This is a genomic window from Paenibacillus herberti, from assembly GCF_002233675.1.
Lineage (GTDB): Bacteria > Bacillota > Bacilli > Paenibacillales > Paenibacillaceae > Paenibacillus_O > Paenibacillus_O herberti.
In genome coordinates, this window is record NZ_NMUQ01000001.1 from 2,414,376 (window position 1) to 2,438,129 (window position 23,754).

The following is a 23,754-nucleotide window of genomic DNA, read 5'->3' on the forward strand; positions in this document are numbered from 1 at the left end:
GCACATGTGGATTTCACTATTTAAGAAACACTAATGATGACTTTACAGCAGAGGTCGGGTTTGATTTATCTAAGCAACACTGGGGCAGAGGTCTTATGTATGAAGTAATAGAAGCAGTAATTGATTTTGGATTTAATACGATGGGGCTAACGATTATTGATGCAACTGTTGAGCCGGAGAATGAAAGGTCAATAAATTTACTTAAGAAATTAAGTTTCGAGAGGGAAATTGAACTTAGAGATAATCTAATTTATTTTTATTTGAATCGACGGATTGTAAAGCTAAGTACGACACCCGGAATGCGTCCGCCAGTTGTTCATCGGTGACATCCGCAAAGTCGTGTCCTTTAGGAAAAAACTCTCGGAGAAGGCCGTTTGCGTTCTCATTAGAGCCACGCTGCCAAGAAGAATAGGGGTCTGCGAAATAGACCTTCACATCGTGAAAAGCCTCCATATTCTTGTAGCAAGCGAACTCTTTTCCTCGGTCCGTTGTCGCCGTTTGAGATATTCCCTGCTGGTATTGGCTCGCGACTACACCCAAGGCGATTTCCATGGAATGAGCCGTCCGATCGGGCATATTGACGGCTACGTAAAGGCGCGTCTTCCGTTCGGTGAAGGTCGCTGCGCAGGCACGGCTTTTTCCACGGCTTGAAACCACCGTATCCAGCTCCCAATGGCCAAAAGAGGTACGTGTGCGAACCCCTTTTGGACGTTGGCTGATGGAGCTTCCAATCCGAAAGCGGCCACGCGTCTCCACTGGCTTCTGACGTTTTCCTTTATGCCGCAGTACCTTCATCTTGCCGGCTGCAACAAGCCCGCAATAGAGCTACCTGTAAATGGTCTTGAAGGACACGAAGGTGCTGCCCTCGACTCGTCGTTTCTCTGCGACTTGCTCGGGCGACCAGGTTTCCGACACGATAGCTCGGGTTGACCAGCCTAGCCGATGCAGGGCTTCTAGTTGTCCACCTTCAATTAGGCTAAAATGGGAGTAGCTCATGTTGGGTTCTCCTGTAGAAAATGGTGGTCTGGTAACTTCCATTTTACACGAAACCAGCATGGGCCTTTTTGTTTTCTAGGTGTCGCACTTCATATTACAATCCGTCATGTATAATATATTTTTCGGAAAAGTTGTTCAACCTTCTTTCTTGTGCAAGCGGGTCCGCTTGGCACTCAAGAGAGAATTGGATTCGGGCAAGCCTTGGTTGAAAAAGAGCAGTTCCCGTTGGAACCGCTCCTTAATATGCCGCTAGCCGCTTATTTCTTAAATGCCAAGCTTACAATAATTTAATTGGAATAAGGTCCCGATCCAAAACAACATTCCCGGTTTGCGGAGCACTCACAATGTCGCTTCCAAAGTAATTAACGATTACGTTAGCAGTATGGGACTGAATAACCACTATCTCGTAATGAAACTCTACATCAAGAATTGGATTGCTGAATTGAGCAAGGGTATTAGACGGTACGATATCGCTCTGGGTCGCAATAAGTTGCGGATTATTAGAATCCCAATTAATATACAAAATAGTTGCCGTTACTTCCGAAGAGCGGCGGTTCATAAAATCGATTTGGGCCTCCTTTATGGTTGGATTTTTTTTGAGAACGCCCGTGCTGCGAATTACGGAGCGGCCTTGCTGCCCCGACTTGTTTCCACTCGATTGTTGACTCATCCGTACATGTTTTTTCAACAGGTTGTTCAATTTCATTTGCATCATGCTGCTCTTTGCTGGTTTCTTTGCTTGACCCTTCACTAGCTTTTTCGCCGGTACTTTAGGCTTCATTCAATCATCTCCTAATTATGGTGGAATAATATATTATATGTGATATAAGTAGAGTTGATTGTATGATTGTCCACCATTTCAACAAACAAATGATTCAATCCCGAGCGGCTTAATGAAGTACGGGGCTCTGCCCGTTGCAATAACTGATTCTACGCCGCTTTCCTACAACTCCGCAATCGCCTTAATCGTATCCGCCGGTATTTCCTTATGCTCATTAATTAACGTGCCATCAATGTCAAAAAAACAATTTTGTAGCCCACACTGTCTTCTCTCCAAATTCTATTGGGGCAGATGTTAGGGTCCCCATACCTTTCTACCTCATACCATGTTAATAGAAGTTCCATCATTGTATTAAAAGGAGATAGATTAACATGGATAGTAGGCACGAAGTTGTAAAAATCAGTAATTTTAAAGGATCAAGCATAGGTATGATTTTGGTTCTGTTTATTCTGCTCGTCATCGTTATTGTACTTTTTCCAAAGCTCAAGCCGGTATCGGCTCACTGGATGACGGTTCGTCCTCTATCGCAGCCACGCAAAGATTTATAGTTGACAATAGAACGACGAACCTCACACTCCATTTCGATTGGGTCGTGGGAAGCGCACCCGCTCCTTATCCGCAAATTGTCCTTCCCGGCCAAACATCCCGCTTCGAGCTGACGGTCTCATTCCCTTGGGAAGCCAGTGCCACCGCCCACTATGGGGTAGATAACTCAAGTGGCGAGCATTTGGGTTCTGTCCAGTTCCAGATGAATGGATCAATAGGAGATTTCTATATTACCCGAATCACTACGACTGGGCCGGTCAGTGCAAGAGGTCTCGGCTATACAGTGATCGTTGAGTAAGTTGAACTCTCTAAATTAATAACTCTCCAATCGGGTAACGAAAAAGTAACGACTTGGAGAGTTATACATACAACATCCGAGTATTCCTCGTTCTAAAGCCTGCCCCCAAATCTCTCTACTCCTCCAAAAGCTTCAACCAGCGCTCCGCCGCCGCCTGCCAAGTAAACTGCTCCTCCACGCGCTCCCGGGCGCGCCGGCCCAGCTCTTCGCGCAGCGACGGGTCTTTAAGCAGTTGAAGCAGCCGATCGCCTAGCTCCATCTCAAGCCTCTCGGGATCAACGAGATAACCGGTCTCGCCGTCGACAACAATCTCCTTAATGCCGCCAGCCCGCGAAGCAACGACGGGAATGCCGCAGGACATCGCCTCGACGTTCACGAGTCCGAATGCCTCCCTCGCACCGGAAGGCACTGCGGCTACATCTGCCGCGAGAAACCAATCCGGAACTTCCGTATAAGGAACGTAAGGCACGAATTGGATATGCCGCCTATAGCTCTCCCCCATGCGCAACAGCATCCGGCTGTAGCTTGTTGAACGATGTGATCCGTAAAAAGGGCTGCCGACAACGACAAGCAGCGTCTGTGGATGCTCTTGAATGATGCGTGGCATCACGTTCAGCAAATGATGAACTCCTTTGAGCGGGATCAGCCGCCCCATGAACAGGATCACATCGCGGCCCGCCCAGCCGCGCTGCAAGCGCAGCCGCTCCCGTTGGAGCGTCCCCTCCAACTCCCAGCGGGACAGGAAGCGCTCCGTCTCCACGCCAATGTGAACCACGCGCAGCTTAGGCGCTGCCTCAGGTACTCTGCGGATGACCTCGTCACGTAGGAACTCGCTATTGACGATGATTTTTTCCGCCCTCTGGAAGCTTGCGCGCAATCGCTCGCGGCTGATCGTTCCTGTCCCGATGAACGAAGAGGAGTGCAGGTTCAGCCATATTCTCGCCCCGGGGTGATTTTTACCCAGCGCCAAAACATAACCTGGTCGATTCTCTACCTCGATCAGGTCCGGCGCGTGCTTCCGAACAGACATACTCACCTGCTTAACATAAGCCGACTTGTCGACTGCCGGATAACGATAGCAGCTTACCCCTCCGATTTGGCCGACTGGCCCAAGCCCCTTCGCGCTCCGCCCGTAAATGACCGGCTCGACGGCATGCGCGGTTAGGGGAACCATTTTCTCCACTACTCGCTCGACTGAACTGCTGCCTGCAGAAGGAATCGGATAAGATCCCGGTGTCACAATTGCAATTTTAAGCTTCGCCACATTGCCGCTCTCCTTAACCGCCCGCATGGAGGATTGCATATGAATGCATCTTACCGATTCCGCTTCCTCTGACTTCATATGCTTGCATCTTATCGCATCTGCTTAAATCTTATTGGATCTGCTTAAATCCGCTTAACCCAGCTAGATATAAGTTATTCTCCCATTCCCTCGCTGGCAACGGGCATCCGCCTTGAAGGGACAATCCTTTCTTGAATACGGCGCGGCTCCCAGTGCGCGGTGGGGTGACACGTTTTGACAGTTAACATTAAGATTGGTTAATGAAACTCTGGCAAGGTGAATATTTATTAAAGTGTACGTTTGCGTAACAAACGTTCAAACGACCTTTTTTGCACATCGTTCCCAAGGAGGAGACTTATGAAATCGCCCCAGCAGCAAGACATCACGATTCCTGTACGGCTCCGGTTACTGAACACTGTCGGCTTCATTCTCATGATCGCAGTGAACGCGCTCGCTCAGCTTCTGCCCCTAGCGGGCAAAACGACCGGTGAGCTGTCCGACAAATACCCGGTGCTGATAACGCCACCTGGCTACGTGTTTTCCATCTGGAGCGTCATTTATGTGCTGCTAGCTGGTTTTATTGTTTATCAGTGGACCCGCACAGGTGCATCCAAAGGTTCAGTTAAAGGAATCCGTTGCTGGTTTTTCGTTAACACGCTATTGAACGCAGGTTGGATCGTCGCTTGGCATTATGAACAGCTCGCCCTTAGCGTCCTCATTATGCTTCTCCTGCTGCTTACGCTCATCGTGATTTATCACCGCGTTCAGCGGAGTGGACGGTCGGCCGCAACAGGTAGAGGTGCTTATGCACCTACCGGTGGGACGGCTGGGCCAGGAACAGTCTTTCTCGTCCAATTGCCATTCAGCCTCTATCTAGGCTGGATCTCGGTGGCGACCATTGTCAATGTGACGGTGCTCCTCTATGATCTCGACTGGAGCGGCTTTGGATTAGACGATAAAACATGGCTAATTATAGGCCTGGTTGCAGCCGCTCTCGTAGGTATTTTGATAAGCTGGCTATACCGTGATCCGTTCTTCGGACTTGTGCAAGCCTGGGCGCTGAGCGGTATCGCGATCAAAGAAGGAATTCCAAGTGATGCTTCTACTCTTAGTTGGACCCTTGTCGCGCTGCTCCTCGCCTCCTCTCTTATTCAAGTTTGGCGTCGCTGCCGCCAGTGTCGCCTCTAGCGCGGAATTGCTTCTTCCCGGCAAATATGGCAAACTAGTCGGGATGGCCTATCCTCAGGAATCAAGTGCTAGATTCCAGGAGTGACGGCCGCGAAAGGACGTGACTTCGGAGGCATGTGGACCTGGTTATTCCGAAATATGACGGAGCTTGGCTCTCGCAAATGGCTCTCCCGCACAACGGGCAGACTAGCCAAATCCCGAGCCAGCCGGGGCTTCATCCCCCGTTTTGCCCGCACCTATGGGATTCGCACGGAAGAGGCCGAGAAGGCTCTTGATGAATACGCGACGCTCAACGATTTTTTCACCCGCCGGCTGAAGCCCGGTATGCGAGTCATCGATGACAGCCCGGACGCCGTGGCAAGTCCCGTCGATGCCTTGGTAACTGGAGCGGGCTTCATCAAAGAAGGTACAATGCTCGGCATCAAGGGACAGGATTACACAGTAGATGAGCTGTTGAACCGTTCGCCGCGTACCGGCAACTACTTGAATGGTTATTATGCCGTTCTTTATCTAAGCCCGACAGATTATCACCGCATTCATGCCCCCGTGGATGGGACGATTATAGAGAGGGAGCATCTTCCCGGCCGGGTATACCCGGTCAACGAGTTCGGGCTTACCCGCATGACTCGCGTTCTCAGCCGCAACGAGCGGCTCGTCACTTATATGTCGCATGGCTCCTCAGAGCTTGCAGTAGTAAAAGTCGGCGCGTTGAATGTGAGCAGCATCCAGTATACGGAACCGCAGCGGGAGCAGGTAGCTAAGGGAGATGAGCTCGCCTACTTTGAATTCGGTTCTACGGTAGTCCTATTGTTCGAAGACGATAGCTTCATCCCGAGAAAAGATCTCGCCGTCGGCCTGAAGGTCCGCATGGGCGAGAAGCTAGGCCAGCTGGCTCCCTGAGCCAGGATGATGACGTACAACCACCAACTAGCCTTGTTACGGCGCAACGCCGGACCAAGGCTAGTTTTGTAGAACAAACTCGGAAAAGGTGAACTTCATGTGGAGTCCTGACCGCAACAGCGGGACAACCTTATATATGCAAATCGCGGAACATCTGGCGCAAAAGATTCGTTGCGGAGAATTCCCTCCCGGCAGCGGGCTTCCTTCCGAAAGAAAGCTGGCTGGACAGCTCGGTGTTAACCGCAGCACAGTCGTACTGGCGTTCAGCGAACTTCGCTCAATCGGCTTAATTGAAAGCCGCAGCGGAAGCGGAACTAGAGTGAGCCTAGCGGACAGCGAGGAGACTCCGAAACATACGCCGAACTGGAGCCAATATGCAGACGACAGCAGCATGGTGCGGAATCCGCCTTTTCTAAGAAAAATAAGCGAAGCGCTGCAGCAAAACCCCGAGCTTATCGATATGGCCAGCGGCCAACTCTCGGGTGATCTCGCCCCAACTCAGGAAATTGCCGAGATCATGAGCCAGAACAGACCTATGTCCTATCTCGGTTATGACAATCCACAGGGTTACCCGCCTCTGCGGGAAGCTCTTGTCCGCTATCTCAACCGTCACCGAGGTATCGACACGACCGAATCATCGCTGCTCATCACCTCAGGTTCGCAGCAGTCGCTTTACTTGATCATCCGCTGTCTGCTGTCACCTGGGGACGCCGTCGCCATTGAAGACCCTTCGTACTGCTTCTCGCTGCCTATGTTCCAGACTGCAGGGCTTCGCGTGTTCCGGCTGCCCCTCGATCAACATGGTGTTCAACCCGAGGACATCCGTCAATTATATAAAAAGCATCGGATCAAAATGGTCTTCCTCAATCCAAATTACCAGAACCCGACAGGGACTCTGCTCTCCGAGGAGCGCCGGCGCAAAGTACTGGACATTGCCAGCGAACTTGCGCTTCCGATCATCGAGGATGATCCGTACAGCTTGACCGCCTATGACGGCGAGCCACCCGCTCCGCTGAAGGCGCTGGACACGACCGGTTCCGTCATCTATATCGGATCCTTCTCCAAAATCGCTGCCTCAGGCCTGAGAATCGGCTGGATGGCCGCTCCGCGCGCTATTGTGGAGAGATTGGCGGATGCCAGGCAGCAGATGGACTTTGGCTTGAGCGTCATTCCACAGCAGGTTGTTGCCACCTTTCTGGACTCGCCTCAGTTCGTTCCACATCTGGAGCGATTGCGCAGAGAACTCCAGTTCAAGCGAGACATGGTAACAGCAGCCTTGCGCAGAGAGTTTCAAGGTAGGGCGGAGTTTCTAGAGCCTCGCGGCGGAATACATCTATGGTGCAAAATCGGAGCCGATTACAACGAAAACCGACTGTTGGAACAATCGATCCGCAACGGTTTTGTATTTGGTCCGGGCAGTGTTTACGGCTCAGAGCCGGGCTGTCTCCGGCTTACGTTTGGACGAGCAAATGCAGGTGATATTGATCGGGGCATTGCAGCGCTTCGAGAGGCCGCTGAGAAGTTGGATCTTTTCTGATGAGGGAAGCACAATTAACCGCCTTCTCTGGAAGGCGGTTCGTTTCGTTTTTGCTGCTGATGCAACTTCATTTCACTAAATTGCAAATAAGAGGATAATGGCGATAAGCACGACACTCACCACGTAAATCCAGCTTAACCTTGCCCATTTTTTCCCGGAATGCTCGGAATAACCCGTATTTGCTTCTTTGTTGCTCTTGGATTGCCCGATCATGATTGTTGCAGCAGTTCCGGCAAGCATAACGAGAAGGATAAGAATGATCGAACCCATACCGGATTCCCCCTTCATTCCCTTAGAATGACCTCATTATAATGAAAGGGCCAGCGGCCAACACCATCCACTTTCAAACTTTTTGACCCATCCACTTCTAACTCCAACAAGCCTCAGCCAGTTGCTTCATCCCTTGCTTAATTTCCTCCTCGGTTAAATGAGCAAAACCAAACAAAGCACCAGGCGCCAAAACTGCCGCCTTGTCCGCCACTTCCTGATACCTCCTGCCGTCGGCCCAGGCCAAGCCTAGCCTACGCGCTTGTTCCAGCAGCCCATCATAACTCTCTTGGGAGCCGCTCCATACCGCATACTGATGCAGTCCGGCATGGGCCGGTCGCCAGCGGAAAGGTTTACCAGGAAGCGATTCCAGTCCATGATGCAGCGCTGCGAGGCGACGCCTGTACTCTCTGCGGATGCGTCCTAGATGTCGAGCATAGCGGCCTTCCTGTATGAACCGGGCCATTGCAAGCTGCTCCAGCTGCCCGGATGCATAGGGCTCGTAAAAGGTTTTGGCCCGGACTAGTCGCGGCACGAGCCAAGCCGGTGCAACTATATAGCCGATGCGAAGCCCGCTGTACATCGTGCGGGAGAAGCTGCCCAGGTAGATGACGCGTCCACTACGGTCAAGCGACTTAAGCGGCTCTCCGGGTCGCCCCGTGTAGCGGAATTCTCCGTCATAGTCATCTTCCAGCAGCAGCGCCCCGCGCTTCTCTGCCCAAGCCAGCAGTTCCGAACGTCTAGAAGCAGGTAGCACAGCTCCTGTTGGGAACTGCCGATTCGGAGTCACCGCAGCGAGCACGGCGTCCCAATCGCCAGGAATGATGCCATGCTCATCCACCTCGGCATGAATGATGGAAGCACCGGCTGCGGCCGCAGCCTCCTTGATACCGGTATAACAAGGGTTTTCCAAAACAATGGCGCTTCCCGGGCCAGCCAGCATTTGCAAAATTAGAGCAAGCCCCTGCTTAGACCCGCTCGTGACTACAATCTCCTCTGGACGGGCCGTGATTCCTCTTTCCCTCAGCAGCATGGAGGCTATCGCTTCGCGTAACCGCAAGCTCCCAACGCCAGGCAATTCCCGATAACCGTCCTCCATCGGCCGCTCCAGCGAGTCACGCACAGCGGCATGCAGGGACTGCTTCCATTCCCGAGTAGGAAATAGCCGGAAATCCGTCTGTCCCGAAGCGAATAACGAGGCATTACGTCCCAGTCTCCCTAGCAGTGGCTCCTTAGCTTCTTCTGTTTGAATGACTGGTATCCGTTCCGTTCCTGTCCAGCCTTCAATTCCGTAAGAGGACGTTCTCCCCGGATATAGAGTTCCTGCCGCCTCTAAGCGGCGGTACCATTCGCTCATTACGAAAGATGGGCCTTCTGAGTTTTCGGTCGACCTTAAGGAGTTGCTGCCTGAGTCCACTCCCTCTTTTGCAGCATCCTCATGCGCCTCCTCATGCGCCTGAGCTCGTCCTCCAACATCGGATCGACGAAAGGCTACATACGTCCCGCTTCCCTGCTCGCCCCGTACATAACCTTCGGCATATAACATATCGTAAGCCTGGCTTACCGTACCTCGGGAAAGGCCGTACAGCTCCGCCAGCTTGCGCGAACTTGGCAGCCGCTCACCGCTTGGAAGACCACCATTCAGAATGAGCTCCTTGAGCGATTCATATAAAGCTTCCCTTTTACTGGCGCTCTGCTCAAGCCTTCTTTCATAAGATAGCCTGATATCCATTTTCCATGCCCCTTGTTGAGTTACTCCAAAGTGGTCTATTCAAATTAGTGAAAATCGGATCTTCTTCTACTGCCAATTTCCCCTTAATGTAAACCTTAAGAGACAAGAGTACAAGAGAAAACGAGCATAGACTTCCAGGGGGATGATTGGGATGAGAAGAAAAGAATTCGATGAAAGCCGCGACACTGCAGAGCTGCAGCAGTTTTTGCATGAGATGAGCTTCGGCTTTTTGGCAGTCGTCCGACCGGATGGTTCACCTGGCATAACGCCACTGAATTTTGTTTACCTGAATGGCAATATTTATTTTCACGGCAGCCGCGCTGGGGAGAAAATGAAGAACCTAAAGGCAAATCAAGAAGTTTCTTTCTGCGTTGCCCGCGAATATGCGCTTATCCCGTCCTACTACATTGACGATTCAGAGCTTGCCTGTCCGGCAACGGCCTACTTCAAGTCGGTGCTGCTACGGGGCACAGCCGCTCCTGTCGAGGATCTCGTCGAAAAAGCGGAAGCTCTGCAAGCCATGATGGCCAAGCTCCAGCCAGAAGGCGGGCATTTGCCGATTGCGGCGGATGATGAGAGATACCAGGGCAATCTGAAAGGTGTAGCCGTAGTACGGCTGACCGTATCGGAAGTGAGCGCCAAGTTCAAGTTTGGGCAGAACCTCAAGGAGGAAGAACGCGAGAAGCTCGCTGATAAGCTGGAGCAAAGAGGCTGCCCATTCGACCACGAGACAGCCGGGCTGATGCGGAAGTATGCTCCTTCGGTAGGCGGCTTGGATGAAACATAGGAATAGAATTCAAAAAAGCTCCGCTCCCACCCGAAGGTGAGAGCGAAGCTTTTGTTTTAAGCAGTTGAATTAAGCTGTTTTCGCAAGCATACGGGAAAGAATAACCGCAGCTTGAGCGCGGGTAGCCAGACCTTTTGGAGCGAAGGAATCCGCGTCCATACCATTAAGAATGCCAGAGCTCAGGAGCTGAGCCACAGCTTCTTGTGCGTAGGAAGCGATTTTTGCCCTGTCCTCGAATTTAGCAAGTTCGGCGTTTTTATCTACCGTCGGTTGCTTGTCGAGGTACTTGAGGACATTAGCGATCATAATCGCCATTTCCTCACGAGTGATGTCACGGCTTGGCTCAAACTTGCCATTGCCGCTGCCTTTAACGAAACCTGCTTTCACTGCGATGGCAACTGAATCCCCATACCATGCACCTGATTTTACATCAGAGAAGGAAGCCGAAGACGTGGAGTCAGTCAGGCCGAGAGCGCGAACGATCATCGTCACGAATTGCGCACGCGTAACTTCTTCAGCTGGAGCAAACTTGCCGTCTGTCATGCCTTTGATGATACCTTTTGCCGTTAGCTCTTCAATTGCTGCTTTGGCCCAAGCCAGATTAGCAATGTCATTGAAGACCGGAGCTGGCGTAGGCGTTGCGCTTGGCGCTGGAGTCGCGCTAGGTGCAGGCGTAGCCGAAGGAATAGCCGTTGGTGCTGGTGTTGCCGTTGGCATTGGGTACCAAGGCGTCGGTGTTTCAGCCGGCTTTGGTGTTGCTGTTGGTTCCGGTGTTACCGTTGGTTCTGGTGTTACGGTTGGTTCTGGCGTTACGGTTGGTTCTGGTGTTGGCGTTGGCACCGGTGTTGGCGTTGGCGTTGCAGCCTTGATGTTCGTAATACGCCCTTCAACTTTAGCCGTAATTGCGCCTTTATTGAACTTAGCGAGAACGTAGTTTGTAAAGCCTTTCAAGTCGCTGTCTCCAACAACTTTGTTTGTTGCTTCAGTTAATACTTTGTAGTTGTCACCGCCGCCTGCCATGAAATCATTGACAACGGCCGTATACGTTTTGTTATCTTCAATCGGTGCTCCATTTTCGGTCGTAATACTTGTGATGCGGCTTTCAACCGGAAGATTGAAGTCAGCCGTATATTTCAGACCGGAAATTTGCAGAGTTTTAGTGTTAGGCGTTCCGTTCGCGTTCAGACCCCATTGCTGCTTGAGCAACGTTTTAACTTGCGCGCCAGTCAGGGTCAGCTTAACGAGCATGTTGCCGAACGGTTGAACTTTTGCCAGATCGCCGTAAGTAATGGAGCCTTTAGGCAGATCGGCGCGGATGCCGCCCGGGTTCATGAAGGCAAAATCAGCTGCTGTAGCATAACCTTCGAACGAAGCATTACGCATTGCATCAGCAATCAGGTTACCAAGGGCAGATTCATTGTTGTATGAATCCGTGCGTGTAATAGTACCATCCGTCGAACCAACAGATTCCGTCAGCTCAGGATGTTTGTCGATGTAAGACTTGACGAGATCCAATGTTGCCTGATCTGGAGTCATGCCTTCATGGAAGAGTGTTTTAATAACAGCCGATTTTTCTTTTACATCGCCGGTAATAGGATCGATGATCAATTTGATATCATCGTAAGCAGATCCGTAAGAATAGGCTTGTACAATCAGCTTGCCATTAATGACTTGATTAGCAAAAGCATGATCATCGCCAGCGACGATAACGTCAACCGGTGAATCCGCAGATAGCTTATTAGCCAAGTCCACAGATTCTCCAACGGTTACATCCTTACCATCAACCTTGGAGGTTTTAGCAGGATCATGCGCCAGAACAACAATCGTTTCTACACCTTGCTTCTGCAGCTCAATCGCATAATTATTTACAGCTGCAACTTCTTCATCAGCCGACAGGAATTTCACTCCAGCTGTGCCGGACGGTGATACCTTGTTTGGCGTTGCTTTGGTAACAAGGCCGATAAAGCCGATTTTCACTCCGCCCACCTCTTTAATAACATAAGGAGAGATGAGTGGTTTATTCGTAGCGGTGTCGATAACGTTAGCATTTACATAGTCGAAGTCAACTCCGCCATGCACAATATTACCGTCCTTAGGATCTTTACCGCCGTAGAGTTGAGCTTTCAGGGCTCCAATACCTTGGTCAAATTCATGGTTGCCAAGGGAGCCAACATCAAACTGCATCATGTTCATCCATTCCAGCGTCGGTTTGTCGCGCTCAAGAGCGGATACCGGAGCGGATGCACCGACCGAATCACCGTTGTGGAACAGAAGCATATTCTCATATTGCTCACGAGCTTTTTTCACATGAGCTGCTACGTAAGCTGCTGATCCAGCAGGCTTGCCGCTTACTGTGGATACTGTATCCATCTGGCCGTGGAAGTCATTAATACCGATTAGGTGGACTTCAACGTCAGAGGTAGCTGGCTCATGCTTAACTTTTAAACGATCAAGCTTGAACACCTCGAAGCCAAGTGCATTCGTCTCTCCCGTAGAAGATATGCCTTCCGGCAGCACAGCTGCTGCACTTGGAGTTGAAGTGAATGTAACATTAACGTTCGCTTCAATCGGCTTCAACGACCAGTTGTTATCGACCGCAGGATTAATTAGTCCTTCAGCCACGATGTAATCCATCAGGACCTGACGGTTTTCATCTTGGGAATCTACGACGAGTTCAGATCCCTTAACGCCTGGGAAATTGCCGCCACCGCTTTGACGGTAGTTATTCGTCACTACGATAAAATCTTGGTTGAGATCAAGCGCTGTTCCATTGTAAGTCAGATCCGTTACACGGCTGGACGTAGGATTAATGACGTTTCCGTTTGGATCATATTTAGGCTTTTTGGTTACATCGTACTTGTAGCTGACGCCATCGATAATATCGAAGTTGAATACTTGGAACTTCGAATTCAACAGAGCCTGCGGCGTCGTAATACGAGGACTGATTGTATTGAACGCCCCTGCGCTCATTTCCAACCACTCTTTTACGACAGAGCCCTTGATCTTGATTGCCTTCAGCGTATTGTCATACAGATATAGATCGCTCGCGCTGCGAATCGTCAGATCGCCTTGCTTAATATCTGTGTATTCAGCTGGACCGTTGCGACCAGCCTTGAACGGAGCGCCTACACTTAAAATTGGCAAATCCTTATACTCAGGCTTCTTCTCATTCAAATAGTTTTGTACAAACCACTTCTGTGCATCAGTAACTACTTCCACGGTTGGATCGTCTTGAACCATCGAGAAGAAGCTGTTCATCGGCGCAGATGTCGTGCCGAGCCTTTGTCCGGTGTAATCAATAGTGGCTTCATGAGCCTCAGCAGCAAGATTCTGGACATTCAGGTCAGGACTCACATTTGGGACATTGACATTTTTCCCATTTTGAACCTCAACTCTGAAAATGGAACGAGTGGAAGCTTTGGAGATATTCTTGTCCACCGTCCAATTGCTACCGTCAAAAGCGAGCTTAAGATCAATTAGGCCAAGGTTATTGCCCCCGAAACCAGCTTGTACAGCCGGCGTGCCATTAATTCTGCCGTTAACATTATCTACTTGGGCAGTCGGCGTGTTGTAAGGAGCTTTTGTGTTTGGATCCTTAAAGCTGCCATCAAGAGCTGCTTCCGTAGCAGCCGGGAATACTTTGTGGGAATGAGAGAAAGTTACAGCGTCAATGCCCGCTACTTTAGTCAGTGCGTTGATCGCATTTTCCTCACCAGCACCTTCTGTAGATGCGGCATCAAATCCGGTGTGTGCTAACGCTACAATGACGTCAGCGCCTTCAGCCCGCATTTGCGGCACGAATTTTGCTGCTGTTGTACTGATATCTTCGGCATAAACTTTACCCTCTAAATTGACTTTGTCCCACTCCATAATTTGTGGAGTGACTAGGCCAATGACACCAACTTCAATCTGGTGTTCGGTGCCTGAGGAATCTCTGACCGTTTTGGGAATCAGAACATAAGGTTTAAACGCATTCTGGTCATTATTCTTGTCGTTGTCGCCGTCAACCTTATAAATGTTTGCGTTTACATAAGGGAAGTTAGCACCTGGAAGTCCATTCGTTTTATCTCCGAGAGTTCGGTTCAAAAATTGAAGTCCGTAGTTGAACTCATGATTGCCGAAAGTTGCCGCATCATAGTTGAGGTAATTCATAACCGCCATCATAGGATGGATAGCAGCAGGATTGCTCTCTAGATCGGAAAACTTCGCCATATAAGTTCCCAATGGTGTACCTTGAATCAAGTCACCATTGTCCAATAGCAGGTTATTCTCATTTTCCGTTCTGGCTTGAGCAATGACAGATGCTGTCCGGTCAAGACCTACAGTGATAGAAGGAGCATTTTTGAAGTAATCCCAACCATACACATTGGTGTGTACGTCTGTCGTACTTAGCAAACGAAGATCAACCGTTGCATCTCCCGCCGCAGCCTCAGCCTCTCCTGCAAACAGGAAAGCTCCGCCTAACACTTGCGCGGACAGCACGGATGCCGCCAGCACGGATGCCGTCGGTTTGTTCCATTTTGGACTCCATCTCATCTTTAATGAATCCTCCCTTTTTCATTTCGTACTTCGACATTATAACAGCCGAAGAAATTCGAAATTCATAGAGATCATAAAATATTCACAAAGGTTATGTAAAGAAAAATATCATCGTGTCGAATTTTGCTCCGAATTGAGCAGTAAGTACATTTTGGAAATGCATAAAAATACGATAATAAACATTTTTCATTTTGAAAGTAAATGACATTATTTTTATTTTAAGCGTTTGTAATATAGCTATATTCCTAACAAAAACAACCTCGAAACGCCCATAAGCGTTGCAAGGTTGTTCATCGCCTTCTGAAATTTTGTTCAAATTTTATGCATTTTCGAATTATTCTCTTCTGCAACACGTTGTTCCATTATCAAGGTAATACTTTTTACGGAACCCTCTTTAGGCAACGGCAAGCGCATCTCGGATTGTCCCGCATCAGGTCGTTCGCCGTTCAGGCATAGAACTGCATCTACAGATTTCAGCCTGTGAGGGTTGAGTACACGAATGTCCAACTCTGCCCCTTCATGGCGGTAGCGTACGCTGTACGATGGCCATTCCGCTGGAATGCAAGGCCGTACTACCAATTCATTACCCTCACGAGTGATTCCAAGAATCCACTCCAGCCCCGCCTGGTACATCCAACCGGATGCGCCCGTGTACCAGGTCCAGCCGGCTTTGCCGCCATAGGTGTCCGTCGTGTAAACATCTGCCGCCATGACATAAGGCTCTGCGCCATAACGGCGCACATCGCCGGGCGACTTAGCGTGACTGACCGGATTCAACAGCCGGTACAGCTCCGTCGCCTTGTCTCCTTCGCCAAGGACGCACCAAGCCACGATACTCCAGATCACACCGTGCGTGTACTGCGCTCCATTTTCCCTGAGACCCGGTGGGTAGCCCTGGATATAACCTGGACTCGGCTCCGTCTTGTCAAAAGGTGGCGTCAGCAGCCTTGCGAGCATTAAGTTGCGGTCGACAAGCTCCCGATCAAAGGAACCCATCGCTTTGCGAGCCCGCTCAGGCGGAGCACCGCCCGAGATGACGGACCAAGATTGTGCGATGGCGTCGATTCGGCACTCTTTGCCGGAGTTGGTCCCAATCCATTTCCCTTCATCCGTGCAGGCGCGGCGATACCACTCGCCATCCCATGCATGTTCGTTGAGAGCGGACATAATCCGCTCCCTCTCCTTGCGATAATGGGCCGCCCGCAGCTCGTCCCCGAGCTTGTCGCAGATCGGAGCGAACTTTTCCAGCACGACGCAAAGGAACCAACCAAGCCATACACTCTCTCCTCGACCCTCGTCACCGATGGAGTTCATGCCGTCATTCCAGTCACCGATACCCATAAGCGGAATGCCGTGACGCCCGGACGTCAGCCCTTTATCGATTGCGCGCATGCAATGTTCATACAGCGTGCCCTCATTACCAGAGAGCACGGTTGCCTCGTAGCGCTCATGTTCCTCTTCTGTCAAAGTGCTACTCGTGATAAAAGGAGCTTTTTCGGAAAATACATCCCAATCCCCCGTATGAACCACATAACGAGCTGACGCATACGGCAACCAGAGCAAGTCATCCGTATACTTCGTGCGGATGCCTTTATGCGTCTCCTCATGCCACCAATGCTGCACATCTCCCTCCTCGTATTGATGCGAGGCGTTCAGCAGCAGTTGGCGGCGCGACAGATCCGGCCGAGCGTTGAGCAGAGACAAGGAATCCTGCAGCTGATCGCGGAAGCCGTAAGCACCACCCGCCTGGAAAAAGGCTGTTCGCGCCCATACCCGGCAGCTAAGCGCCTGGTAGAGAAGCCAACCGTTGAGCAGCAAGTTCATCTCTTTGTCCGGAGTCTCGACCTCGATCTGACCGAGCAGCTCCTGCCAATGCTTTTTCGCTGCGGGAAGGACAGCCGCGCAGGCTGCGGCGGATGCGTACTTGCGAGCCAAAGCTGCCGCCTCATCGCCAGTGCCGGCCGCCCCCAGCACGACGTACACTCGCCGCTCCTCACCCGGCGCCAGCACGATGCTGCGGCGGACCGAGGCGCAACTGTCCGCAAACGTGCCGGAGCTGCCGCTCAGCGTCCGGCGGCCCATCGCCGCCGGGCAGTACGGTCCATGTCCCGGACCGATAAATTCACGCCGATCGCAGGTATAGTCCGCCGGTGTCCGGTCCCCTTTGCCATCCGGCGTCACCATCAGGAACGCCGAAGCGTCCTGGAAAGTTTCCTGGTACGCATTACGAGCAATGAGCGCCTCAGCTTCAACGTCCCAATCCGTGACGATCGTTGAAGAGCTGCTTTCCCGACTGACGCCCAATACCAAAGCGCAGTAAGCAGTCGCCGACAGGCTTCGGACTCGGTCGCTGTCATTGCGAAGTCTCAGCTCCGTAACCTTGACCGCATCCTCCGGATGCACGGCGATGCTCGCTTCCTGAGTCAGCCCCTCCATTCGGGTAAGCAGTCGGCTGAAACCTTTGCCATGCTCGACCCGGAAATCCCGAGGCTCGCCGGGAGCTGGAGAAGATGTCCAGAACTTGCCGCTGTCTTCGTCGCGGACATAAAGCAGCTCGCCCGGTGCATCCAGCACCGGATCGTTGGACCACGGACTCAGCTTAAACTCGCGGCTGTTGCTCCACCAGGAATAGCCGGTTCCACGCTCCGTAACTAATGTGCCGAACTTTGGATTCGCCATGACATTGCTCCACGGCACGGCCAGTGGATGACCTTCGCGCAGGCGAATGACATAGTTGCCATCACTCGGCTGGAAACCTCCCCATCCATTAAAGAATAGTAGATCTTCCGCCTCCGGCTCCAACGGCTGAACCGAAATGCCCGTGCGCCTGCGAGTTTGATGCGAAGCCGTATCCCAATCGACAAGCTGCACCGCGAGGCCGTCCGGCGGCAAATCCTGAACAGCATCTTGCTCAGCATTTCTCGAATCACGAGTGATTGAGCTGGGAATTTCATTTTTTCCTTCCATTAAATATTCTCGTTTTGAATAAACAATATCAGCAACTCGACCGTCGGCTGAAGATGCCTTTATTACCGGCCCCCTCGCCTCAACTGCTCGTTCACGAAGCTGCGCTCCGAGGCTTGACCCGTCTGCGCGCAGCGACACCCTTGCCGCTGTTCCAAGCAGCGCCGCTTGCTCCGGCGATAACCGGGACGAGGCGATTGGATACATTCCGCCCCCAACAGTGAAAGGCGGATACGAGGCTGCAGCCTGAATCGTCCCCTGAAGAGCATCCTGCAGTTCCTGCTGGTAACCCTCGCTGCTCTCGTTTAGCAGCACAAGGTCGAAGGCTAGCCCCAGCCGACGCAAGTAGCCATGTCCATTCACCATCCTGCGAGCAAAAGCCATGTCAGCCAAATCTCCGACCCGCAGTAGTACAATTGGCAGGTCGCCCGAGAGGCCCAGCGCCCACAGTCCGGACTGGCCTAGGCGATTAGCCCGGACAGCTTCCGCGCGCTCTCTGGATAGCGGCGGAGTATAAAGGATGCGTCCGGCAAGCTTCTGCATCGCGGCAGCCTCGGCCTGATTCAGGCCATGCTGGCGGAGCGAAATGACGCTCAGCGTCCAAGCAAGCTCGGAGGCGGCTTCGCGCTTGCCAGGCGCAAGCAGCTCACGGACGAGCTGCAGCGCCTCTCCGCGCGAGGCGGCCATGCCACTGACTGCGGTTAGCGTCGCTCTTTCACCCGGCTCCAGGCGGATTTTGCGCCGCATCACAAAAGCGGGGTCCAGCACCGCTCCTGTGGAGCCGCTGAGCCGCTCGCCCGCGCAGCGCGGCGATGCCAGCGAATGCCCGCGGCCAAGGAAGCGGGCGCGATCCGTCTCGTATTCCACGGGACCGACTTCCTCGGAACCCGCATGCAGAATATGCACGGCCCAGAGCGGTTTATCCTCCGGTGAGCGCGGTCGTCTCCAGGCGAGCAAGGCACCGCTCGTCTCGTCATGCGAGGTCTGCACGAACAGCTTGCTGAAGGCAGGATGCGCATCGTCTACGGATGGCGGCGCGAGCGCCAGTTCCAGATAGGTGGTTACTTCTAGCAGACGCGTTTCGCGACTTTCATTTTCCAATGTAATGATGCGAAGCTCCGCGGAATGTTCCGGCGCTACGACGATGTCCATACTGGAGGCGATCCCGCCCTCCCGGCGGCGGAACTCGGCCTTGTCCAAACGGAAGCGGGCCGAAGCTCCGCTACCCTCGCTGCCAATTGGATAAAAGGTCGGCGACCAGAGGAGTCCTCCGGTTAAATCGCGGATGTACACAGCGGGTCCATAACTATCGGTCAGTGCCTCCTCCCTCCAACGGGTAAGTGACACACCTTCGCTGCGAATCAGCCCGCTTCCCGAAGCGGTTACGACAGAGGTGAACGAACCATTGGATAGGACGCACACCTCCGGCACAGGAGTCACCGGATGATTGAACTCGCGGGCTGGACGAGCCTCCTCGACCGGAGCGCTGCGGGATGCACCTGCCTTGAGCGCTTGCGGTGCGATGACGGAAGCTTTTTCCGGTAGCCGCTCTTGAAGAATCAACTCTGCTGCCTCAACGCGAGGATCGGCGTGGAATCGTTCCACCATGGAGCGATCGAGCAGCATGTTGCCGAGCGTCAGCAAGCTCATCCCCTGATGATGCGCCATGAAGCTGCGAACTACACGATAAGGGGAGCCCTCCGGCAAACGCGACGCAGTTAGGTCAACCGCCTCATAAAAGCCATATTTGCCTCTGGCCCCCATCTCCTCGTACAGCTTGAGGTTGGCCATACCTTCTTCCATATCCCAAGGCAGCGCCATGACGGCCGCATAAGGTGCCAGTACAAGATCCTTCTCCAGCCCCCGTTGGAAGCCCAAACCCGGTACACCAAAAGCTCGATACTGATAGTTCATATCGTAATCAAAACCATAGTACCCGGATTCCGAAATGCCGTATGGAACACCCTTCTCGCGAGCGTAATCCTTCTGTCTTTGTACAACGGCGCGGTACGTGCTGTCCCAAAGAGAGCCCCGATACGTACGCATCAGGAGTGCGGGCATGAGATACTCGAACATTGTGCCTGACCAGCTGAGCAGCGCTGGGCGGCGTCCGATGCGAGTCAGCCCCCGGCCAAGCCGGAACCAGTGCGAGGCTGGAAGCTGGCCTTGAGCAATGGCAAGAAAGCTAGCCTGCCGTGCCTCAGAGGCGAGCAAATCATATAGAATCTCGTCGCGCCGGTCTTGATCAGCATGGTAGCCGAGCGCCAGCAGTTGGGATTCGCTGTTGTAAAGCGGACGGAAATCCGTTTCCTGCATGAAGGTTTCCAGACGCTCCATAAGCCGAACAGCCCCATCATGCCAGCTTCCCTTCTCAAGCTCCAGATGATCCTTCACTCCCTGCCGCGCGGCGATCAGATAGGCGACCAGATTGCCGGAATCAACCGTTGAAACATACTTCGGCGGGAGCGGTTTTAAAGTGGTTGTCTCATACCAGTTGAAAAGATGCCCATGCCAGCGCTCCATCTGCTCCAGCGTATCCATCGTGCGTGACATCCGCTCCACCATTTCAGCGGAGCTGATGAAACCGAAGTCTCGCGCCGTCACCGTGCAGGCCAGCATTAGCCCGATATTGGTCGGCGACGTGCGATGAGCCGCGCCTTTGTCAGGCTCTAGCTGCACATTGTCGGGCGGGAGCCAATTATCTTCTTCGCCTGCATAATCGGCATAGTAGGCCCAGATGCTGGCCGCCAGTCCGCGCAGCTCTTGCCCTTGCTCCTCCGTCGGCTTTGCCGTTTCCACAGCTGGCCGGCCATTCAAATACGTCACCAAAAGCGGAGCGGCAAGCCACAAAACCGCTACTAACACGTAAATCGTGAGCCAGCCGCCGGACAAACCTGCAGCAAACGCCACTGTCGGCGCGATTAAAGCGAGCAGCGCTCCCGGGGAGTGAAAGGCCAGCAGCCTGCGATCTGAAGCGCGGTCCGTATCTGCAGCGCTTGTCCATTCAAGCAGCTTGCGGCGACTCACTCCAGTCCGGTACAGCGTGCGGAAAATCGCATCAACCTGCAGAGACGCCTGATAGGGCAGCGTCAGCGCGGTGAGCAGCGACTGCAGCAGCGCCGAGCCGAATCGGCCGGGATGGCGGAGCAGATAAGCCGGTGCCAGCAGCGACTGTAACATCGGAAGCACAGCTGTCAGTATAGCGACAGTTAGCAGCGCCCCTCTTGTTCCGGTAGGCAGCAGCGGTGCCAACAGCACGATGAAATAAAGTCCCGGCGACATTAAGCTGCGCCGTAGATTGTCCACGATCTGCCAACGTGTAATCGCGCCGAGATCAACGGGTCTAGGCGTTCCTGCGCAGTCGCGCACCTGCCGTTTCAGCCAGCAGAGCAATTGCCAGTCACCGCGCACCCAGCGATGCAGGCGCATTTGCCAGGAGCGGAACGTGGCGGGATGCCCATCCACTAGCTCGATATCCGAAAGCAATCCCCCTCTGAGGAAACCGCCCTCCAGCAGATCATGGCTAAGCACCGTGTTGTCCGGGATACGGCTACTTAGCAGCTCGCGGAACATTCCCGCATGGAAAATTCCTTTGCCTGTAAAAATACCTTGCCCCACGCCGTCCTGATAAGGATCAGAAACGGCAAAAGCATAAGGATCGATGCCGGGATTGCCTGCCCAAAGCGCAGCCAGTCGTGATTCCGAAGCCGACCCGCTGCTGATGGCGATTCTCGGCTGCAGCACAGCGTAACCTTCTGACACTCTTGTTTTGGAAGAGTTGAGTCTCGGCGCATTGTACGGCAAATGCATCGTGCCAACCATGCGCTGCGCGCTGCCAATCGGCAGCTGGGTATCCGCGTCCAGCGTAATGACATAAGCAATACGGCTATATATAGACGTGTCAGATTCCACATGTTTGAAGCTGGTTGCAGACTGGCCATCCAGGAGCCGAGCGAACTCGACCACTTTGCCACGCTTGCGCTCCCAGCCCATCCAGACGTTTTCCAACTCGTTCCAGCTGCGTGATCGTTGCAACAGATGGAACGTCGTACCTCCTGGACGGCTGTACTTCTCATTCAGTTCACGGATCGCCTGTGCAGCTTCCTCCACAAGCACCCGATCATCTTCCGTTTCTTCTGCTGCAGCATCCGGGAAATCCCCTAACAGCGCGAAGTGAAAGCGATCATTACGATTGGCTAAATAATGCAGCTCTAGACGTTTGGCCATTTCCCGTACTTCGGTTGAGCTTGACCAAATGACAGGAATGACGATCATCGTGGAAGCATCATCCGGCACTCCAGAAGCAAAATCATAACGAAGCAGCGGTCGTGTTGGCATTGTGCGGCCAATCAGGCCATGCAGAAGCGCGACTGCCCATTCCGATGCAGGCAGCAACACCAGAACACCGGCCAGCACCCAGCCCCAGGCATAGAGAGCATTACCCGATGCGCCTCCGATAGCGAGCAAAAGTGCAACTGCCAGCACGACGAAAAAGAGACCAAGCAGCGACAGGTAAACGCCTGACCTCCGCCGCATTAGGCCGCTTTCGGGAAGGCGGCGGGAGCGGATGGAGCCTGATACCGCTTGCTGGAGTTTATGCCGACCCTCTGGCTCCAGCAAATAATAGGCGGCATAAGCGGCGCGGGGCGGCAGTTCTCCATGCGGAAGCGAAGCGGCGGCAGAAGCTGCGTCGCTCGCCGCAGTTCCATCTTTTGCCCCAGTTCCGCCACTCGCGGCAGAAGCCGCACCGTTACCGACTTCACCAGTAGTCGACTTGGAGCCGCTGCGCCAAGCTTCAAGCTGCTCTGCCGACAGCTTGACCGCGTACTCAGCGGTCAGCTTCTCCGGCAGGCCCAGCCTAGCTGCAAGCCGGGCGGCTGCGGATCGCAGCGTAGCTCGGCTCTCCGAGTCAAGCAAGCCGTACATACCGCTCGCTTCTGTCCGCAGCACTTGCTCCGTCAGACTGAGCGTCTCCAGCTCTTTTTCCCATGAGGTACGCTCGGCCGCTCGCAAGCTCCCGATTAGCCGTCCAGCCTCCATCTGATAAGAAGCTTGCAGCCGGGTTTCGTACGCATTCAGTCTGGACAGGCTCTCGCTGCCGTTGTCCAGCCGCAATAGCAGCCACTGGCGCACTTCTTCTGAATCATCCGCCCACTCCGACAGTCGGGACACTAGATGGGCGATGACAGCACCGGACAACATGACGTCGCGACCCCTTCGGTCCAAAGCTTCCGTCAACGACTGTGTGTCCGGCCGGCCGCCAGCCGAGATCGCGCTGCGCAGAATGCCTTCTACGCTCATGCAGGCGTCATGGCGCTGCCTCACTTCATGGAATACTTCCGCTAACCTGCGAAAGATACAGCAGCGGAGCGCAAGCGACAAAGACCATATTTCCGCCAACGAAAGCACGGACACCTCCTGATAGGCATCTATGAATGCTCTGAAAGACGGCAGGGAGTATTGGCCTGAGCCCGCATCCAAATAGCCGTCACAGACGGCTTCAACTCGGGTATGACCAGAGCGCCGAATCCAGGGTAGACGGCTCAGCCCTCCCTCGCGCAGCTCCATTCGTGCATGATAGCCCTGCTCCTCGATAAATTCGGCATGATCGAGCAGCCACTCTGCTGCGGGCTGCGCACAATTTTGCGAGCTGCCAGCGGCGCGCAGCTGATCTGCGAAGTCCTGCATGGAGGCTAACCGCCTCGCAAGCTCTCGCTGCTGTCGGCCTGGCGAGCGCCCTCTTGCCGTATCCTGAATCAGGGCGAGCTGCCGAGCCGCCTTGATGTATACTTCCATCGTCGTCATGAGTCCCCCTGGGTTGCATGGATTGACTGGCCTTTTCGCGTCACCCAAATGAAGGGATGCCGGAAAAAGCCGTTACCTCCTCTAAATATTCCCAAGGTTCGGTTATTTTATAATTTTGCCCGATAAGCTCGA

General features: G+C 53.1%; 11 protein-coding genes and 3 pseudogenes (1 of these 14 cut by a window edge). 6 read left to right on the forward strand and 8 right to left on the reverse strand.

Annotation, left to right across the window (positions count from 1 at the left end; genetic code table 11):
• Window positions 1-326, forward strand: a pseudogene (locus CGZ75_RS11075) (GNAT family N-acetyltransferase) (it extends 274 nt beyond the left edge of the window).
• On the opposite strand, the pseudogene CGZ75_RS25790 reads toward CGZ75_RS11075, so the two are convergent.
• From CGZ75_RS25790 to CGZ75_RS11090, 3 genes and pseudogenes are all read right to left on the reverse strand, one after another.
• A pseudogene (locus CGZ75_RS25790) lies at window positions 292-996 on the reverse strand (IS30 family transposase); the annotation flags it as partial. The pseudogenes CGZ75_RS11075 and CGZ75_RS25790 sit on opposite strands and share 35 nt — an antisense overlap.
• 277 nt (window positions 997-1,273) lie before the next feature.
• The gene (locus CGZ75_RS11085) at window positions 1,274-1,777 is read right to left on the reverse strand and encodes a hypothetical protein (RefSeq protein WP_089524215.1); all 504 of its coding nucleotides are present in this window, start codon (window positions 1,775-1,777) and stop codon (window positions 1,274-1,276) included.
• A gap of 84 nt (window positions 1,778-1,861) precedes the next feature.
• Window positions 1,862-2,053, reverse strand: a pseudogene (locus CGZ75_RS11090) (HAD hydrolase family protein); the annotation flags it as partial.
• Between the two features lie 95 nt (window positions 2,054-2,148).
• On the opposite strand from CGZ75_RS11090, the gene CGZ75_RS25200 reads away from it, so the two are divergent.
• The gene (locus CGZ75_RS25200; protein ID WP_176444766.1) at window positions 2,149-2,325 is read left to right on the forward strand and encodes a hypothetical protein; all 177 of its coding nucleotides are present in this window, start codon (window positions 2,149-2,151) and stop codon (window positions 2,323-2,325) included.
• A gap of 411 nt (window positions 2,326-2,736) precedes the next feature.
• On the opposite strand, the gene CGZ75_RS11095 is transcribed toward CGZ75_RS25200, so the two are convergent.
• Window positions 2,737-3,885 carry a glycosyltransferase family 4 protein gene (locus CGZ75_RS11095; protein WP_089524664.1) on the reverse strand — a complete coding sequence of 383 codons (1,149 nt, stop codon included), beginning with the start codon at window positions 3,883-3,885 and terminating at the stop codon, window positions 2,737-2,739.
• Between the two features lie 375 nt (window positions 3,886-4,260).
• Here CGZ75_RS11095 and CGZ75_RS11100 point away from each other — a divergent pair, with 375 nt between their 5' ends.
• The 3 genes from CGZ75_RS11100 to pdxR all read left to right on the forward strand — a co-directional run bounded on the left by CGZ75_RS11100 (window position 4,261) and on the right by pdxR (window position 7,528).
• Window positions 4,261-5,091, forward strand: a complete 831-nt coding sequence (locus tag CGZ75_RS11100; RefSeq protein ID WP_245850780.1) for a tryptophan-rich sensory protein — start codon at window positions 4,261-4,263, stop codon at window positions 5,089-5,091.
• Window positions 5,092-5,205: 114 nt separating this feature from the next.
• Complete coding sequence (gene asd, locus CGZ75_RS11105; RefSeq protein ID WP_089524216.1) at window positions 5,206-5,991, forward strand: archaetidylserine decarboxylase; 786 nt, start codon at window positions 5,206-5,208, stop codon at window positions 5,989-5,991.
• A gap of 97 nt (window positions 5,992-6,088) precedes the next feature.
• On the forward strand, window positions 6,089-7,528 hold the full coding sequence (gene pdxR, locus CGZ75_RS11110) for a MocR-like pyridoxine biosynthesis transcription factor PdxR (RefSeq protein ID WP_089524217.1): 1,440 nt from the start codon (window positions 6,089-6,091) through the stop codon (window positions 7,526-7,528).
• A gap of 75 nt (window positions 7,529-7,603) precedes the next feature.
• On the opposite strand, the gene CGZ75_RS11115 is transcribed toward pdxR, so the two are convergent.
• Both CGZ75_RS11115 and CGZ75_RS11120 read right to left on the reverse strand, forming a co-directional pair.
• A complete protein-coding gene (locus CGZ75_RS11115) occupies window positions 7,604-7,798 on the reverse strand; it encodes a hypothetical protein (RefSeq protein ID WP_089524218.1) in 195 nt (64 codons plus the stop codon).
• A 97-nt stretch (window positions 7,799-7,895) separates the two neighbouring features.
• Window positions 7,896-9,527, reverse strand: a complete 1,632-nt coding sequence (locus tag CGZ75_RS11120) for an aminotransferase-like domain-containing protein (protein ID WP_089524219.1) — start codon at window positions 9,525-9,527, stop codon at window positions 7,896-7,898.
• A gap of 151 nt (window positions 9,528-9,678) precedes the next feature.
• On the opposite strand from CGZ75_RS11120, the gene CGZ75_RS11125 reads away from it, so the two are divergent.
• Window positions 9,679-10,314: a pyridoxamine 5'-phosphate oxidase family protein gene (locus tag CGZ75_RS11125; RefSeq protein WP_089524220.1), complete on the forward strand. Its 636-nt coding sequence runs from the start codon at window positions 9,679-9,681 to the stop codon at window positions 10,312-10,314.
• A 69-nt stretch (window positions 10,315-10,383) separates the two neighbouring features.
• Here the strand turns inward: CGZ75_RS11125 and CGZ75_RS11130 are convergent, their stop codons facing one another.
• A complete protein-coding gene (locus tag CGZ75_RS11130) occupies window positions 10,384-14,850 on the reverse strand; it encodes a bifunctional 2',3'-cyclic-nucleotide 2'-phosphodiesterase/3'-nucleotidase (RefSeq protein WP_089524221.1) in 4,467 nt (1,488 codons plus the stop codon).
• 315 nt (window positions 14,851-15,165) lie between these two features.
• Window positions 15,166-23,622: a glycoside hydrolase family 94 protein gene (locus tag CGZ75_RS11140; protein ID WP_089524223.1), complete on the reverse strand. Its 8,457-nt coding sequence runs from the start codon at window positions 23,620-23,622 to the stop codon at window positions 15,166-15,168.
• Between the last annotated feature and the right edge of the window lie 132 nt (window positions 23,623-23,754).

Coding starts and splice junctions, on each gene's coding strand:
- CGZ75_RS11085 (WP_089524215.1), bottom strand. CDS start 1,777: ATGAAGCCTAAAGTACCGGCGAAAAAGCTAGTGAAGGGTCAAGCAAAG.
- CGZ75_RS25200 (WP_176444766.1), top strand. CDS start 2,149: ATGGATAGTAGGCACGAAGTTGTAAAAATCAGTAATTTTAAAGGATCA.
- CGZ75_RS11100 (WP_245850780.1), top strand. CDS start 4,261: ATGAAATCGCCCCAGCAGCAAGACATCACGATTCCTGTACGGCTCCGG.
- asd (WP_089524216.1), top strand. CDS start 5,206: ATGTGGACCTGGTTATTCCGAAATATGACGGAGCTTGGCTCTCGCAAA.
- pdxR (WP_089524217.1), top strand. CDS start 6,089: ATGTGGAGTCCTGACCGCAACAGCGGGACAACCTTATATATGCAAATC.
- CGZ75_RS11115 (WP_089524218.1), bottom strand. CDS start 7,798: ATGGGTTCGATCATTCTTATCCTTCTCGTTATGCTTGCCGGAACTGCT.
- CGZ75_RS11120 (WP_089524219.1), bottom strand. CDS start 9,527: ATGGATATCAGGCTATCTTATGAAAGAAGGCTTGAGCAGAGCGCCAGT.
- CGZ75_RS11125 (WP_089524220.1), top strand. CDS start 9,679: ATGAGAAGAAAAGAATTCGATGAAAGCCGCGACACTGCAGAGCTGCAG.
- CGZ75_RS11130 (WP_089524221.1), bottom strand. CDS start 14,850: ATGAGATGGAGTCCAAAATGGAACAAACCGACGGCATCCGTGCTGGCG.
- CGZ75_RS11140 (WP_089524223.1), bottom strand. CDS start 23,622: ATGACGACGATGGAAGTATACATCAAGGCGGCTCGGCAGCTCGCCCTG.